The sequence below is a fragment of the Candidatus Pelagibacter bacterium nBUS_28 genome (genome assembly GCF_051200915.1).
Taxonomy (GTDB): Bacteria; Pseudomonadota; Alphaproteobacteria; order Pelagibacterales; family Pelagibacteraceae; genus Pelagibacter.
Genome location: NZ_CP172844.1, coordinates 1330149 through 1344160, shown reverse-complemented (window position 1 = coordinate 1344160; position 14012 = coordinate 1330149). Strand labels below are relative to the sequence as shown.

Below are 14012 nucleotides of genomic sequence, written 5' to 3'. Positions count from 1 at the left end.
TTGTATTAGTATTATGTATTGTGAATAATGATGATAAGTATTTTTAAACATTTTATTAACAAGTTAATCACAATTATTATTTAATAATATTGATTAAATTGAAGCTTTTTAAATATTTATTCAATAAATTGTATAATTTTATTCAATAATTCTTAAATGTTAATAAAATCCTTATTTTACAATGATTATTAACCAATATTTAAATTGAGTAATTTTATTAAAATAATACAAATTTATTAACAATTTATTCATGAGTAATACATATCAAATATATCTTATATCTGACTCAACTGGGGAGACGCTTGATAGAATTTTCTTAGCTTTAAAGGCTCAATTTAAGAATATTGAATATAAAGTACATTCATATTCATTCACAAGAACTGAAAATCAAATTCTTAAAATTTTAGAAGATGCTAAAAAAAATGAAAATTCAGTTATTCTTTACACAATAGTTGATAATAATTTAGCCAAATATTTAGCAAATGTAAGTGGTGAAAAAAAAATACCCTGTTTCGGTGTATTAGGAAATTTAATTTTGAATTTTTCTAAAATTTTAAATCAAAAAGCATCTCATGAGCCCAGTGGTCAACACGCACTTAATGATGAATATTATGAAAGAATTGAGGCTATACAATTTACAATGAATCATGATGATGGCAATTTAGTTAATGATATAGAAAAATCAGATATAATTTTGGTAGGCGTAAGCAGAACAAGTAAAACGCCCACGTCAATCTATTTAGCAAACAAAGGCTTTAAAACCTCAAACATACCTCTTGTTAATGAAAATTCTCTACCTAAAATATTGAGAGAAAATCCACAATTAGTTTGCGTTGTAGGCTTAAATACAGAGCCAGAGCGCCTAGTTGATCTGAGAAAAAATAGAATGAATTCTTTAAAGGAAACTGAAAATATTAAATACACAAATATAGAAAATATTAAAAAAGAAATTGAAGATGCAAAAAAAACTTTTCGAAAATATAGGTGGCCATCAATTGATGTCACCCGAAAATCGGTTGAAGAAACTGCAGCATCGATAATTAAAATACACGAAATTTACTTAAACAATGTTAAATAAAATTATTCTTGCATCTAAAAGTAAAGTTAGAAAGGAAATATTAAATAAACACAAAATATTATGTGAAGTGAAACCTTCAAATGTAGATGAGGATGTCGTTAAACAAACCCTTATCAGAGAGTCCGCTTCACCAGAAATTATTTCAAAAAATTTAGCAGAGCTTAAAGCTAATAAAATAAGCTTAAATGAAAGGGATAGGTTGGTTTTGGGAGCAGATAGCGTAATAGATTTAAATGGTGAGTTAATATCTAAACCCGAGAGTAGGGAGGAAGCTTTGATAATTCTCAAAAAGCTTAACGGTAATAAACATAACTTGATAAGCTCAGTTTGTATTTCAAGAAATGGTTCAATGATATGGAATTATACAGACAAGGCCGAATTAACAATGAAAAACCTTTCGGAAGAAGATTTAAGAGCTTATTTATCAAAAATACCAGATGAAGCCCTATATGCTTATAATGTCTATCAAATTGAAGGAGAAGGTAGAAATTTATTCTTAAATATTACTGGAGATGAAGACACCATAATGGGGTTACCTGTTTTTAAAATTAAAGAATATTTAAAAAATTACTAATGAAAAAATTTTTAGTTATAGGAAATCCGATAGAACATTCATTATCCCCAGCATTACATAATTACTGGATTAAAAGTAATGGCATTGATGCAATCTATGAGAAACAAAAAATTGTTGAAGGTGAATTAGAGCAACTTATTGCGCAAATAAAGAAAAAAAAAATTGACGGCATTAATGTTACTGTACCATTCAAAAAAATTATTATACCTTTTTTAGATGAACTAAGTGTCGAAGCTAAGAACACACAATCAGTTAATACGCTTTATTTAAAAGATAATAAAGTTGTAGGACACAATACAGACATAATAGGTTTTGAAACTAGTATTAACAAGTCCAAATATGACGTCTTTAATAAAGAAGTTTTAATACTAGGTGCTGGAGGAGTTGTCCCATCAATAATTTTTGCTTTAAATAAAATGAAAGTTTCTAAAATTAAGGTAAGCAATAGAACAAAAGAAAAAGCTGAGGATTTAAAAAAAATTTTTAAAAATATAGAATTAATAGAATGGGGTGAAATTCCTAATTTTGACATAATAATTAATGCTACAAGTGTGGGCTTGAAAGAAGACGATAACTTAAAACTTGATTTTTCATTAATTTATGGAAATAAATTTTTTTACGATGTTATTTATAATCCTAGTGAGACTAATTTTTTAAAAATTGGAAAAAACGCAGGTGGCCAAACTTTGAATGGAAAATTAATGTTCATTTATCAAGCGCTTTCAGCTTTTAACATTTGGCATGGGATAAAACCAACTGTAGATGAAAATATTATTAAACTATTAGATAAATGATTAGAATCGGAATTTTAGGAAATATAGGTTCAGGCAAAAGTTATGTAGCTCGAAATTTTGGATATCCAGTTTTTAATGCTGATTATGAAGTAGCACAATTATATCGACGAGATAAAAAGATTTTTACTAAATTAAAAAAAAGTTTGCCAAAATATATCCACTCATTCCCAATACAGAAAGAAGAAATTTCAGATGCAATTTTAACCAATAAGAATAATCTAAATAAAATAGTTAAAATTGTTCATACAGAAGTAAGAAAAAAAATGAATAATTTTTTAAATAAAAATAAGAATAAAAAAATTATAATTTTAGACATTCCACTCCTATTAGAAAACAAAATTAGTAAAAAAAAAGATATATTAGTTTTTGTACAATCCAAGCAGTCAGATATTATAAAACAATTAAAAAAAAGAAAAAATTTTAACCAAAAGCTTTTTAAAAAATTTAAAGCTATTCAATATTCAAATACCTATAAAAAGAAAAAATCTCACTTTATTATTAAAAATGATTTTACTAAAAAATCTGTTAATACTGGTATCAAGAATATTTTAAATGAATTAAATAGATGAAAGAAATTGTACTAGATACCGAAACAACTGGTATATCAGTTAAAGACGGGCATAGAGTTGTTGAAATTGGCTGTATAGAGCTCGATAATTTAATACCAACGAAGAACAAATTCCATTGTTATTTGAATCCTGAGAGAAAAGTATCGGAAAAAGCCCTGGAGGTTCACGGATATACTGATGAATTTTTAGCAACACAAAAAAAATTTTTAGATGTTGTGGAACAATTTTTAGAATTTATTAAAGATAAAAAATTAATCATTCATAATGCGGACTTTGATTTGAGTCATTTAAATAATGAATTAGCTATTTTAGGTAAAAAAAAATTAACTAATGAAATTATAGATACTTTAATTTTAGCTAGAGATAAATTTCCAGGATCACCCGTTAGTTTGGATGCTTTGTGTAAAAGATATAGAGTTGATAACTCAAGACGAACTCAACATACAGCTTTAGTTGACTGTGATTTGTTGGCAAAGGTTTATATAAATTTGATAGATCAAAAAGAACCTACATTAAATTTCCAAAGTGAAGAAAAAAATTTAAATCAAAAAAGCAGCATAAATAGTGATTATTTTAAAAAAGTTGTATTTCCTACTTCTGAAGAATTAAAAAAACATAAAGAATATTTAAAAAACAATTTTAAAAAAAATTTTTTTTAATTAAATCTTTGACTGTAAAGTTGTTCAAAATTAATTTTTTTGTCAAACTTAATTTCTGGATATCCAGAGTTATGTAATAAATTTAAAAAAGATTTTTCTAGTTCAGGATAAATTTCAATTTGGACATCGCATAGTAATATTTTTTCTAGATCCTTCTTTTCTTTGACTTCGTCTTCTATTTTTACAATAGTTGAATAATTAATTTCAAAACAAGACTTCTTTTTACTTTCCTGTTTATCTTCAAATTTTAAAATTGTATTAATTTCAATCATTTTATCTTTGAGCGCCTTGGAATTAATATCTATATTGAGTTGATATTTTGAAATATGGTCGCGAACAAAAATGTAAGTCTCAATGTCAGGAGTTTCACTTGACATATCTTTTATATACCTTCCTAATATTTTATATTTTTTTGTCATTGTCATCTTCTATATCCTCAAATTCACCATCAATGAAATTATTTTTTTTAGTTTCATTTTCTGTTTTATTAAATTTATTAAAAATTTTTTTTAAAAAAAAATTTCTTGAAATTGGAAATATGATTAAAAATCCTATAATATCAGTTGCAAATCCAGGAATTATTAATAATAGAGCAGCAAATGCAATTGTTGCTCCTGAGATCATTTCATATGTTGGTGTTTGATTTCTGGCTAATTGTGCAATTCCTGCTTTAAGAGTATTTAAACCTTCGTACCTTGCATAATAAACACCAACTACAGCAGTGGCAAAAATTAAAAAAATAGTTGTAATTGCACCAATTTGAGTGCCAATTTTAATAAAAAGATAAATTTCAACAACAGGAATTAAAACTATTAATAATAAAACTGAGTTCATTTGTCTGTAATCTAAATTGCTGGTTGAAATTAATCAACATAGTAATTACTATAAGGCTATGACTTACAGTTTTGAATATATAGATATAATTCTTTTAGCAATGATTGCTGGGTTCATCTTTTTAAGACTTAGGGGGATATTGGGAAAAAGAACAGGATTTGATGGAAAAGCACCCCCAAAATTTGAAGAAGTTCTGAACAAAATCAAGACAGAAAAGGTTCAAAAAATTAATGAAAATTTCGATGATTCTGCGCAAAAAGAATTTTTAAAAGGAGCAAAAATTGCTTACGAAACTATCATTACAGATTTCAGTGATAATGATAATAAAATAATTGCCAGTAAACCACTTCTTAGTAAAGAGATTTTTAATCAATTCAATGAAGCATTAAAAGAAAGAAGTGACAGAGGTCATTATGCAGAAATAACTTTTATTGGTATTAATTCTGCAATCATTAAAGAACACAAAAAAATAGATAGAATTTTAAATGTTACGGTAGATTTTATAGCTGAGGTTATAACTTGTATTAAAGACAAAGACAAAAAAGTTATAACAGGTGACCCAGAGAAAATAAAAAAAATCTATGATACTTGGGTATTCTCAAGAGACATAACTTCAGCGAATCCTAATTGGCAATTAGTTAATACTTTAACTTAATTGACTGACAATATTACAGAAAAAGATAAAAAAGATTGGGAAAATTTTCTCTCAAAAAATGAAAAATTGCCTAATAAAGACATTAAAATAGAAAAAAAAATAACTTTCAAAACTAAATCAATAGACTTACATGGATATAGTCTTGAAGAAGCAAATAAATACATTGAGAATTTTATTGTCACATCTTATCAAGAAAAAATAAATAAGTTAATAGTTGTAACTGGCAAAGGAATTCATTCTCAGAATGAAAAAGATCCTTATGTCTCAAAAGATTTAAGTATTTTAAAATATTCAGTTCCTGAATTTATTTCAAATAATAAAAATTTAATGAAAATTATTTATGAAATAAAAGATGCAAATATAGAGGATGGGGGTAGTGGAGCTTTTTATATTCTTTTAAAAAAAAATAAATCTATAAAATAAATTTTGAAAGATCTGTATCTTTAACTAAATTATCTAAGTTTTTATTAATATATTCTTTGTTTATAATAATTTTTTCACCTGCCCGATCTGTTGCTGTGAAACTTATTTCATCCAAAATTTTTTCAATAATCGTATGTAGTCGCCTTGCACCAATATTTTCCACTGTCGCGTTTACCTCTGACGCTATATTTGCAATAGCATCAATACCGTCGTCTGAAAATTCCAGATCTACGTTTTCAGTTTTTAATAAAGCTACATACTGTTTGATTAAACTAAAATCTGGTTCTCTTAATATTCTTTTAAAATCATCACTCGTTAAAGCTTCTAATTCTACTCTTATTGGTAATCTTCCTTGTAACTCTGGAAGTAAATCAGACGGTTTTGCAAGTTGAAATGCTCCAGATGCAATAAACAAAATATGATCAGTTTTAATTGGTCCATGTTTAGTATTAACAGTTGTTCCTTCAATTAAAGGTAATAAATCTCTTTGTACACCCTCACGTGAAACATCTCCACCAACTCTATCTGTTCTTGCTGAAATTTTATCTATCTCATCTAAAAACACTATTCCATTGTTTTCAGTTGATAATTTTGCTGCTTTAACAATTTTATCTTGCTCAATTAATTTATCAGCTTCATCATTGATTAAAATTTCATGAGACTCTTTTACAGTCATTTTTTTCTTTTTTTCTTTATTTCCCATCGATTTACCTATCATTTCACCAATGTTAATCATTCCAACATTTGCTCCTGGCATTCCAGGAATTTCAAAGGAAGTGTTATTTGATCCATTATCACTTACAGCAATCTCAATTTCATTGTCATCTAGGTCACCGTTTCTAAGTCTTTTTCTAAAACTTTCTCTTGTTGCTAGACTTGCTTTTTTTCCAACTAAAGCATCTAATACTTTTTCTTCTGCAGATTTTTGAGCCTGAGCGTGAACTTCTTTTCTCATTTTAACTTTTTCCATACTGATAGCTATTTCAATTAGGTCTCTTACTATTTGCTCTACATCTCTTCCAACATAACCAACCTCAGTAAATCTAGTTGCTTCAACTTTAACAAATGGTGCTTCTGCAAGTTTTGATAGTCTTCTGGAAATTTCAGTTTTACCAACTCCTGTTGGCCCAATCATCAAAATATTTTTTGGTAAAACCTCATTTTTCATTTCACCATTAAGCGCTTGTCTTCGCCATCTATTTCTTAAAGCAATTGCTACAGCTTTTTTAGCTTTGTTTTGTCCCACAACAAATCTATCTAATTCAGAAACTATCTCTCTCGGAGAAAGTGAGCTGACAAGTGAATTTTCTTCTTTAGGGCTTTTATCTTTAGGAACCAAAGGGGTTACGTTTGAGTTTTCCATTATATTTTTAAAATTTTAATATTGTCGTTTGTAAAAACACATATTTCTGAAGCTACTTGAATTGCTTTTTTTGCAATTTCTTCTGCACTCTTATCTGTTTCTATTAAAACTTTTCCTGCAGCTAAAGCATAATTTCCACCTGATCCTATTCCAACAACATCACCTTCTGGCTCTAAAACATCACCTGTACCTGAAATTATATAACTATGTTCTTTATCGCCAATTGCCATCAATGCTTCTAATCTTCTTAAATACTTATCCGTTCTCCAATCTTTTGCTAATTCAACAGCAGCTCTTGATAAATTCCCTGCATGTTTTTCAATTTTAGCCTCTAATCTCTCAAATAAAGTAAGTGCATCAGCCGTTGATCCTGCAAATCCTGCTACCACATCTCTTTTTTCAATTTTTCTAATTTTTGAAGCAGTACTTTTAACTACAGTATTTCCCATACTTACTTGGCCATCTCCAGCAACCACTACTTCATTATTTTTTCTTACTAATACAATTGTTGTCATAGTTGTTAAATGGTAACTATTTTTTATTCTTCAAGTCTCGATTGCTGATATTGATATAGAGAGATTATGCATGTATACCCTTAAAATATATGGCAAGAAAAGGAAAAGTATCCAGAAAGACCAAAGAAACCAGCATCAGTGTTGAGGTTAATATTGATGGAAAAGGTAAATACCAAATTGATACTGGCATAGGTTTTTTAGATCACATGCTTGAGCAATTATCAAAGCATTCTCTGATAGATTTAAAAGTAAAAGCAAAAGGTGATACGCACATTGATCTTCACCACACAACAGAAGATACAGGGATAGCAATTGGTGAAGCATTAAAAAAAGCTGCAAAAAAATTTGTAGGAATAAAACGTTATGCACACAGAGTTATTCCAATGGATGAAACATTAACAAGAGTTGCCATTGATGTCTCAAATAGACCTTATTTAATTTGGAAAGTAAAATTAAAAGTAGAAAAACTTGGTGAGATGGACACTGAACTATTCAAAGAATGGTTCCAAGCATTTTCTCAATCTGCTGGTATTACTATGCACGTTGAAAATATTTATGGAGACAATAGTCACCACATTATTGAGTCTTGCTACAAAGCTTTAGCAAGGTCATTAAGAGAAGCATTAGAGATGGATCCTAGAAGCAAAAAAAGCATCCCATCTACTAAAGGCTCATTATAAGTTTAATGAATGTCACAATCGTTGATTATAATTCAGGCAACATAAGCTCTGTCATAAATTCCTTTAAGGAAGTTGCTAATGATAAAGTTAATATTGAAGTAACTTCGGATTTAAATAAGATTAAATTAAGCGACAAGTTAGTATTACCCGGACAGGGATCGTTCAAGAGCTGTGTAGATGCATTAAATAGCATAAATGGCTTAGTAGAGATACTCAATGAGTTTGTAATAAATAACAAAAAACCTCTTCTTGGAATTTGCGTGGGTTTACAGATGTTCGCAGATATTGGTTATGAAGAAACTGAAACAAAAGGTCTTGGATGGATTTCTGGAAAGGTATCTAAGATAAACAATCAAAATAATAAATATAAACTTCCACACATTGGTTGGAACGAAATAAATATTCTTAAAGATAGTAAAATTTTTAAAAATATAGAAAATAATTCTCACATGTATTTTGTTCACAGTTATGAGTTTATTCCAAATGATAAGTCAGTTGCAGCAGCAACAACTGATTATTCATCAAATATAGTTTGTGCTGTAGAAAAAGAAAATATATTTGGAACACAGTTTCACCCTGAAAAAAGTGATAAAACTGGTCTAAAAATAATTGATAATTTTATAAATTTATAAAATGAAAATATTTCCAGCAATAGATATTAAAGATAAAAAATGTGTGAGGTTGGTTAAAGGAGACTTTGATAATAAAACTGAATATCAAACGTCACCAATCGAGCAAGCTTGTAAATATAAAGATCATGGTTTTAAAAATTTACACATAGTTGATTTGGATGGAGCTTTAACAGGTAAAACGGTTAATCTTAATATCATTGAAGAAATAGTAAATAAATTTGATTTGAAGATTGAAGTTGGTGGTGGTGTTAGAACCATTGATAGTATTCATAAGTATACGGATGCTGGTGCAGAAAAAGTTATTTTAGGAAGTGCTGCTATTAAAGATAAAAGTTTTTTAAAAGGTGCTTGTGAAAAATTTCCAAATCGAATTGCCCTAGGTTTAGATGCTAAAGATGGTTATTTGTCAGTCTCTGGTTGGAAAGAAAATTCTAACCAATTAACTTTAGATTATTTAAATGAAATTAATAATTATGGTGCAAGTAGATTGATCTACACTGATATTAATAGAGATGGAATGAAACAAAGTCCTAATTTTGAAGAGACATCTAAAATTGCGAACATATCTAATTGTCCTGTAATTATATCTGGTGGAGTTTCTTCAATCGATGATATTAAAAAAGCCAAGGAATTAAAAAACAAAAATATTGAAGGTATTATAGTTGGAAAAGCAATTTATGATGGTGATATTAAACTAGAGGAATTGGTTAAGGAATTGGATGCTTAAAAATAGAATAATTCCTTGTTTAGATGTTAAAAATGGTCGTGTTGTAAAGGGTATTAATTTTGTTGATTTAAAAGATGCTGGAGATCCAGTTGAACAAGCGAAAATTTATTCTGATGGTGGAGCAGATGAAATTTGTTTTTTAGATATTACTGCTTCAAACGAAAATAGAGAAACTATCTATGATGTGGTAGAAAGAACATCTAAAAAATGTTTTGTTCCATTGACTGTTGGAGGGGGGGTTAGAAGTGTTGCTGATATTAATAAGTTATTAAATTGTGGAGCAGATAAAGTTTCAATCAATACTGCAGCAGTTCAAAATCCAGAAGTAATAATTGAAAGCTCAAAAAAATTTGGATCCCAATGTATTGTGGTTGCAATTGATGCAAAAAAAAACAAAGATAAGTGGGAAGTTTTTACTCATGGAGGAAGAAATAATACCGGGATAGATACAACAGAGTTTGCAAAAAAAATGGAAGAAAGTGGTGCGGGAGAATTATTAGTAACATCAATGGATAGAGATGGTACTCAAGGAGGTTATGATATTGAGCTTATGTTGAAGATATCTTCAAAAGTAAATATTCCAGTTATAGCATCTGGTGGTGTTGGTAACCTAGATCATTTAGTAGATGGAATTAAATTGGGAAAAGCTAGTGCGGTTCTAGCAGCATCGATATTTCACTATGGCAAACATTCTGTAAAAGAGGCCAAGGAATATTTGGATTTAAAAGGAATTCCTGTTAGACTTTAATATGCTTGATGCATTAGAAAACTTAATTAAACTTGCCCGAGAAAAAAAATCATCACCAGTTGAAGCATCTTATACAAATAAATTACTTACTGATAAATCGCTAAGCAAAGCAAAAGTTTTAGAAGAAGTTGATGAGTTGATTGAGGCAGTAGAGGAAAATTCTAATATAATTCATGAAGCTGCAGATGTATTTTACCATTTATTAATGTATCTCGAAGCAAATGATGTAAAAATTGAAGAAGTAATGTCAGAGTTAGAAAAAAGAAAAAAATGAGCTATGACGACAATAATATCTTTGCAAAAATTTTAAAAGGCGAGGTACCTTGTAACAAAATTTATGAGGATGATTTTGTTTTGTCTTTTCATGATATTAATCCTCAGAAAAAAATTCATGCTTTAGTAATTCCAAAAGGCAAATACAAAGATTTAGATGATTTTAGTATTAATGCTTCGTCAGAAGAGATGGTCGGATTACTCAAGGGAATAAATATAGTAGCTAAAAAACTAGGTATTTCAACAGAAGTAGGCAAGGGCTATAGAGTGCTAGCTAACATAAGTGATGATGGTGGTCAAGAGGTTCCACATTTACACTTTCATTTATTTGGAGGTGAAAAAGTTGGAAAAATGGTTGAGTGACAGAAGAAGTTAAAAGAAATTATTTAGAAATAAATTCAATTCAAGATCTGAATGAAGTTGCTAAACCCACTGATGATTATTCTTTAAATTTGTTAGAGCCAACTAATTTTCAATTAAATAAATTTTTTTATAAAAATATTGGTAAAAAACATATGTGGATTGACCGACTAGTTTGGAAGGAAACACAATGGATAGATTATGTATCAAATGAAAAAGTTAAAACATATATTTTTAAACATAAAGATGACCTTGTTGGTTTCTTCGAACTAATATCTCACGGTGAAAAAAAAGAGGTTGAAATAGCTTACTTTGGATTGTTAGAGGAATTTCAGAATAAAAAGTTAGGCTCATATTTATTGTCGGAAGCAATTAAGAAATCTTTTAAAGAAAATATTAATAGAGTTTGGCTTCATACATGTTCCTTAGATCATAAAAATGCTTTGAGGAACTATATTTCAAGGGGGATGAAAATTTTTAAATCTGAAACTGTAAGAATTTAGTTCTGCGAAGGTAGTTCGAACAAGCCTTCTTCAATTTGTTGATTTACTTGGATAGAAGAAAGGTAAGTAAAATTAATATTTTGATAGACATCTTTAGTTTGCCAACCAATTAAATAAAATGTTTTGTTATCAAAAAAAATATCAATTTTATTATCATTTTCATAAATAGTAAAATTTATTTGAGTATTATTAACTTTTTTTTCTTCCAAATTATATATCTTTTTAATTAAATAATTTTTATCTAATATTAAATTAAGTGGAGTTTTTTGAAGAGGGTATCTATAAAAACTTGTAATAGTTTTGATAACTAACGATTTACCATTGGAAACTAAAATTTTATTGTTATTTTGTAAGTATTGACAATAAATTTTCTTTGGATATTGAATTGTGCAACTTCCGTTTTCTATTTTCCCATTAATATTTTGCTCAAACTCAAAATTTAAGTTTTCAGTATTTTGTAAATTTTCTATTATTTTGTCCTTATTACTAGCTTGGGTATTAGAAATAAAAATAAAAAAAATGAAAAAATATTTTAACATTAGAGAACATCTCTTTTGCCAACATGATTAGCTTTGCTTACAATTCCATCAGCCTCCATCATATCAATAATCCTAGCAGCTCTATTGTAACCAATTTGAAGTTTTCTTTGTAAAAATGATGTAGAGGCCCTACCTTCTGATTGAATAATTTCTAACGCCTGCTGGTAGAGCTCGTCTTTATCACCCTGACTTTGACTATCACTAGTTTCTTTTTCGTCTGCAAAGTTTAATATTTCATCAATATAATCTGGTTCAGCTTGAGTTCTTAAAGAATTATTAATTTTTTCAATTTCATTATCTGAAACAAATGGTGCGTGTATTCTAACAATTCTATTAGCAGAGGACATGTAGAGCATATCTCCTTTACCCAGTAATTGTTCTGCTCCTTGTTCTCCAAGAATAGTTCTACTGTCTATTTTCGAAGTAACTTGAAAGGATATTCTAGTAGGGAAATTAGCTTTAATAGTCCCAGTTATGACATCAACACTAGGTCTTTGAGTAGCCATTATTATGTGAATACCTGCTGCTCTAGCCATTTGAGATAATTTCTGAATATAATTTTCAATTTCTTTACCAGCAACTAACATTAAGTCTGACATTTCATCTACCACAACAACAATATAAGGCATTGGAAGCTTATGTTTGGCATTGTATCCATCAATATTTCTAACACCCTCTTTTGTCATTAATCTATATCTACTCTCCATTTCTTTAACGACCCAACCAAGAACAGAAGCTGCTTTTTTGGCCTCAGTAATAACCGGACAAAGTAAATGAGGGATTCCCTCATATGTTGATAGTTCAAGCATCTTTGGGTCAATTAAAATAAATTTGCATTTATCTGGTGTGTGTCGATATAGAAGAGATAAGATAATAGTATTAATGCAAACTGATTTTCCAGATCCAGTAGTCCCAGCAATAAGAAGATGAGGCATAGAAGCTAGGTCACCAACAATTGGTTTGCCAGAAATATTTTTACCAAGTGCTATTGGTAATTTGATTTCTTTTTTCTTGAAGTCTGCATTGGCTAAAATTTCACTCAAATAAACATTTTCTCTTATGTTGTTTGGAAGTTCAATCCCAACAGTATTGCTTCCAGGTATTGTAGCTATTCTTGCAGACTCTGAGCTTGTATTTCTTGCTATATCGTCTGATAGATTAATTATTTTAGAAACTTTTACTCCAGCTGCAGGTTCAAACTCATTAAGAGTAACAACAGGTCCATGGCTGACTTTTTTTATATTTCCGCTAACTCCAAAATCCATTAATATTTTTTCTAAAAAATCTGGATCATGAGTTTCATTTTTTTCAAAATTATCTCTTTCTTTTTTTGTTGGAATTTTTAATAAATCAAGACTTGGTAGTTTAAATTTTATCTTTGTTTCAGATTTATTTTCACTTTTAATAAAGGGAAGATCTTCTTGAATTAGATTTTTAATTTCATCTTGTGGAATATATTCATTAATTATTTCATTTTTATCAGTATAATTTTTATTATTATCTTTATTTAAAATACTATAAATTCTTTTAAAAACTGTAAGTAAATTTTTAGGGTTAAAATTAATGCTACTAAGAAAAAAAATTATAATAATTAAAATTAAAATATAAAAAAAAATATCATCATTAATCAATATTAGAGACTTAAGGAATGTATTATTTAGATATTCTCCAACAAAACCACTATTGCCATTTATATACAGAGCATATGTATCCGAATAATAGTATGCAAAAAAGAGTGTTCCAAATATTAGATATAAAATTGTAAAAAAATTATTTTCAATAAATAAAAAAAAATCTTTAGTCTTAAAAATGTTAATACCTGTAAATATAAGTGTGAATGGTATTAGGTACGCTACTTGTCCTACTGATTGAAAAAATAAATCAGACACAAAACTACCCTGAAAACCCATCAAGTTTTCGATTTTTGTATTATCAGGAAAAATGAAATTTGGATCATTCGGAGAATATGTTATTAAGGAAAAAAACAACATTACGCCTGTTAAAGAAATTAAAATTCCAAATATTTCTGCCAATCTTTTAAGGGCGAAATTAAGTAGCAAATTAGCAGTTTTTTTAATATTCATAT

The 14012-nt window shown here is 28.3% G+C and carries 20 protein-coding genes; 14 read left to right on the top strand and 6 right to left on the bottom strand.

Going from position 1 to position 14012, the window contains the following annotated elements:
• The first annotated feature begins 250 nt into the window (after positions 1-250).
• From ACIJYC_RS07185 to dnaQ, 5 genes are read left to right on the top strand one after another with little or no spacing between them, the layout of a single operon-like run.
• On the top strand, positions 251-1078 hold the full coding sequence (locus tag ACIJYC_RS07185; RefSeq protein WP_435166165.1) for a pyruvate, water dikinase regulatory protein: 828 nt from the start codon (positions 251-253) through the stop codon (positions 1076-1078).
• A complete protein-coding gene (locus ACIJYC_RS07180; RefSeq protein WP_435166162.1) occupies positions 1068-1652 on the top strand; it encodes a Maf family protein in 585 nt (194 codons plus the stop codon). The genes ACIJYC_RS07185 and ACIJYC_RS07180 overlap by 11 nt, the downstream gene beginning before the upstream one ends.
• Positions 1652-2446: a shikimate dehydrogenase gene (aroE, locus tag ACIJYC_RS07175; protein WP_435166159.1), complete on the top strand. Its 795-nt coding sequence runs from the start codon at positions 1652-1654 to the stop codon at positions 2444-2446. The genes ACIJYC_RS07180 and aroE overlap by 1 nt, the downstream gene beginning before the upstream one ends.
• Positions 2443-3015, top strand: coding sequence for a dephospho-CoA kinase (gene coaE, locus ACIJYC_RS07170; RefSeq protein WP_435166156.1), 573 nt, complete (start codon positions 2443-2445; stop codon positions 3013-3015). Before aroE ends, coaE begins: the two co-directional genes overlap by 4 nt.
• On the top strand, positions 3012-3674 hold the full coding sequence (dnaQ, locus tag ACIJYC_RS07165; protein ID WP_435166153.1) for a DNA polymerase III subunit epsilon: 663 nt from the start codon (positions 3012-3014) through the stop codon (positions 3672-3674). The genes coaE and dnaQ overlap by 4 nt, the downstream gene beginning before the upstream one ends.
• Here the strand turns inward: dnaQ and ACIJYC_RS07160 are convergent.
• Together ACIJYC_RS07160 and ACIJYC_RS07155 are read right to left on the bottom strand one after the other, a co-directional pair.
• Positions 3671-4093, bottom strand: coding sequence for a protein-export chaperone SecB (locus ACIJYC_RS07160; protein ID WP_435166150.1), 423 nt, complete (start codon positions 4091-4093; stop codon positions 3671-3673). The two genes, dnaQ and ACIJYC_RS07160, sit on opposite strands and share 4 nt — an antisense overlap.
• Positions 4077-4508 carry an FxsA family protein gene (locus ACIJYC_RS07155; protein ID WP_435166147.1) on the bottom strand — a complete coding sequence of 144 codons (432 nt, stop codon included), beginning with the start codon at positions 4506-4508 and terminating at the stop codon, positions 4077-4079. The genes ACIJYC_RS07160 and ACIJYC_RS07155 overlap by 17 nt, the downstream gene beginning before the upstream one ends.
• A gap of 58 nt (positions 4509-4566) precedes the next feature.
• Between ACIJYC_RS07155 and ACIJYC_RS07150 the strand changes: the two genes are divergently transcribed.
• Both ACIJYC_RS07150 and ACIJYC_RS07145 read left to right on the top strand, forming a co-directional pair.
• Entirely contained in the window at positions 4567-5163 is a 597-nt protein-coding gene (locus tag ACIJYC_RS07150) for a Tim44/TimA family putative adaptor protein (RefSeq protein ID WP_435166144.1), read from the top strand.
• Positions 5164-5586, top strand: a complete 423-nt coding sequence (locus ACIJYC_RS07145) for a Smr/MutS family protein (RefSeq protein ID WP_435166141.1) — start codon at positions 5164-5166, stop codon at positions 5584-5586.
• Here the strand turns inward: ACIJYC_RS07145 and hslU are convergent.
• Positions 5576-6949, bottom strand: coding sequence for an ATP-dependent protease ATPase subunit HslU (hslU, locus tag ACIJYC_RS07140; protein ID WP_435166138.1), 1374 nt, complete (start codon positions 6947-6949; stop codon positions 5576-5578). The genes ACIJYC_RS07145 and hslU overlap by 11 nt on opposite strands.
• Entirely contained in the window at positions 6949-7464 is a 516-nt protein-coding gene (gene hslV, locus ACIJYC_RS07135) for an ATP-dependent protease subunit HslV (protein ID WP_435166135.1), read from the bottom strand. The genes hslU and hslV overlap by 1 nt, the downstream gene beginning before the upstream one ends.
• Positions 7465-7553: 89 nt before the next feature.
• Between hslV and hisB the strand changes: the two genes are divergently transcribed.
• Genes hisB through ACIJYC_RS07100 form a run of 7 tightly spaced genes read left to right on the top strand, consistent with a single transcriptional unit; the run spans position 7554 to position 11387 of the window.
• Positions 7554-8144, top strand: a complete 591-nt coding sequence (gene hisB, locus ACIJYC_RS07130; RefSeq protein WP_271497201.1) for an imidazoleglycerol-phosphate dehydratase HisB — start codon at positions 7554-7556, stop codon at positions 8142-8144.
• A gap of 5 nt (positions 8145-8149) precedes the next feature.
• On the top strand, positions 8150-8776 hold the full coding sequence (gene hisH, locus ACIJYC_RS07125) for an imidazole glycerol phosphate synthase subunit HisH (protein WP_435166132.1): 627 nt from the start codon (positions 8150-8152) through the stop codon (positions 8774-8776).
• Position 8777: 1 nt separating this feature from the next.
• Entirely contained in the window at positions 8778-9503 is a 726-nt protein-coding gene (hisA, locus tag ACIJYC_RS07120; RefSeq protein ID WP_435166129.1) for a 1-(5-phosphoribosyl)-5-[(5-phosphoribosylamino)methylideneamino]imidazole-4-carboxamide isomerase, read from the top strand.
• The gene (gene hisF, locus ACIJYC_RS07115) at positions 9496-10251 is read left to right on the top strand and encodes an imidazole glycerol phosphate synthase subunit HisF (RefSeq protein ID WP_435166126.1); all 756 of its coding nucleotides are present in this window, start codon (positions 9496-9498) and stop codon (positions 10249-10251) included. The genes hisA and hisF overlap by 8 nt, the downstream gene beginning before the upstream one ends.
• 1 nt (position 10252) lies before the next feature.
• Positions 10253-10525: a phosphoribosyl-ATP diphosphatase gene (hisE, locus tag ACIJYC_RS07110; RefSeq protein WP_435166123.1), complete on the top strand. Its 273-nt coding sequence runs from the start codon at positions 10253-10255 to the stop codon at positions 10523-10525.
• Positions 10522-10887: a histidine triad nucleotide-binding protein gene (locus ACIJYC_RS07105; RefSeq protein WP_435166120.1), complete on the top strand. Its 366-nt coding sequence runs from the start codon at positions 10522-10524 to the stop codon at positions 10885-10887. The genes hisE and ACIJYC_RS07105 overlap by 4 nt, the downstream gene beginning before the upstream one ends.
• Positions 10884-11387: a GNAT family N-acetyltransferase gene (locus ACIJYC_RS07100; protein ID WP_435166117.1), complete on the top strand. Its 504-nt coding sequence runs from the start codon at positions 10884-10886 to the stop codon at positions 11385-11387. Before ACIJYC_RS07105 ends, ACIJYC_RS07100 begins: the two co-directional genes overlap by 4 nt.
• Here ACIJYC_RS07100 and ACIJYC_RS07095 read toward each other — a convergent pair.
• Together ACIJYC_RS07095 and ACIJYC_RS07090 are read right to left on the bottom strand one after the other, a co-directional pair.
• The gene (locus tag ACIJYC_RS07095) at positions 11384-11926 is read right to left on the bottom strand and encodes a LolA family protein (RefSeq protein ID WP_435166114.1); all 543 of its coding nucleotides are present in this window, start codon (positions 11924-11926) and stop codon (positions 11384-11386) included. The two genes, ACIJYC_RS07100 and ACIJYC_RS07095, sit on opposite strands and share 4 nt — an antisense overlap.
• The gene (locus ACIJYC_RS07090; RefSeq protein ID WP_435166111.1) at positions 11926-14010 is read right to left on the bottom strand and encodes a DNA translocase FtsK; all 2085 of its coding nucleotides are present in this window, start codon (positions 14008-14010) and stop codon (positions 11926-11928) included. Before ACIJYC_RS07090 ends, ACIJYC_RS07095 begins: the two co-directional genes overlap by 1 nt.
• Positions 14011-14012 lie beyond the last annotated feature (2 nt).

What these genes read in the sequence shown, in the direction of transcription:
- ACIJYC_RS07185 (WP_435166165.1), top strand. Translation starts at nt 251, where the DNA reads ATGAGTAATACATATCAAATATATCTTATATCTGACTCAACTGGGGAG.
- ACIJYC_RS07180 (WP_435166162.1), top strand. Translation starts at nt 1,068, where the DNA reads ATGTTAAATAAAATTATTCTTGCATCTAAAAGTAAAGTTAGAAAGGAA.
- aroE (WP_435166159.1), top strand. Translation starts at nt 1,652, where the DNA reads ATGAAAAAATTTTTAGTTATAGGAAATCCGATAGAACATTCATTATCC.
- coaE (WP_435166156.1), top strand. Translation starts at nt 2,443, where the DNA reads ATGATTAGAATCGGAATTTTAGGAAATATAGGTTCAGGCAAAAGTTAT.
- dnaQ (WP_435166153.1), top strand. Translation starts at nt 3,012, where the DNA reads ATGAAAGAAATTGTACTAGATACCGAAACAACTGGTATATCAGTTAAA.
- ACIJYC_RS07160 (WP_435166150.1), bottom strand. Translation starts at nt 4,093, where the DNA reads ATGACAAAAAAATATAAAATATTAGGAAGGTATATAAAAGATATGTCA.
- ACIJYC_RS07155 (WP_435166147.1), bottom strand. Translation starts at nt 4,508, where the DNA reads ATGAACTCAGTTTTATTATTAATAGTTTTAATTCCTGTTGTTGAAATT.
- ACIJYC_RS07150 (WP_435166144.1), top strand. Translation starts at nt 4,567, where the DNA reads ATGACTTACAGTTTTGAATATATAGATATAATTCTTTTAGCAATGATT.
- hslU (WP_435166138.1), bottom strand. Translation starts at nt 6,949, where the DNA reads ATGGAAAACTCAAACGTAACCCCTTTGGTTCCTAAAGATAAAAGCCCT.
- hslV (WP_435166135.1), bottom strand. Translation starts at nt 7,464, where the DNA reads ATGACAACAATTGTATTAGTAAGAAAAAATAATGAAGTAGTGGTTGCT.
- hisB (WP_271497201.1), top strand. Translation starts at nt 7,554, where the DNA reads ATGGCAAGAAAAGGAAAAGTATCCAGAAAGACCAAAGAAACCAGCATC.
- hisH (WP_435166132.1), top strand. Translation starts at nt 8,150, where the DNA reads ATGAATGTCACAATCGTTGATTATAATTCAGGCAACATAAGCTCTGTC.
- hisA (WP_435166129.1), top strand. Translation starts at nt 8,778, where the DNA reads ATGAAAATATTTCCAGCAATAGATATTAAAGATAAAAAATGTGTGAGG.
- hisF (WP_435166126.1), top strand. Translation starts at nt 9,496, where the DNA reads ATGCTTAAAAATAGAATAATTCCTTGTTTAGATGTTAAAAATGGTCGT.
- hisE (WP_435166123.1), top strand. Translation starts at nt 10,253, where the DNA reads ATGCTTGATGCATTAGAAAACTTAATTAAACTTGCCCGAGAAAAAAAA.
- ACIJYC_RS07105 (WP_435166120.1), top strand. Translation starts at nt 10,522, where the DNA reads ATGAGCTATGACGACAATAATATCTTTGCAAAAATTTTAAAAGGCGAG.
- ACIJYC_RS07095 (WP_435166114.1), bottom strand. Translation starts at nt 11,926, where the DNA reads ATGTTAAAATATTTTTTCATTTTTTTTATTTTTATTTCTAATACCCAA.
- ACIJYC_RS07090 (WP_435166111.1), bottom strand. Translation starts at nt 14,010, where the DNA reads ATGAATATTAAAAAAACTGCTAATTTGCTACTTAATTTCGCCCTTAAA.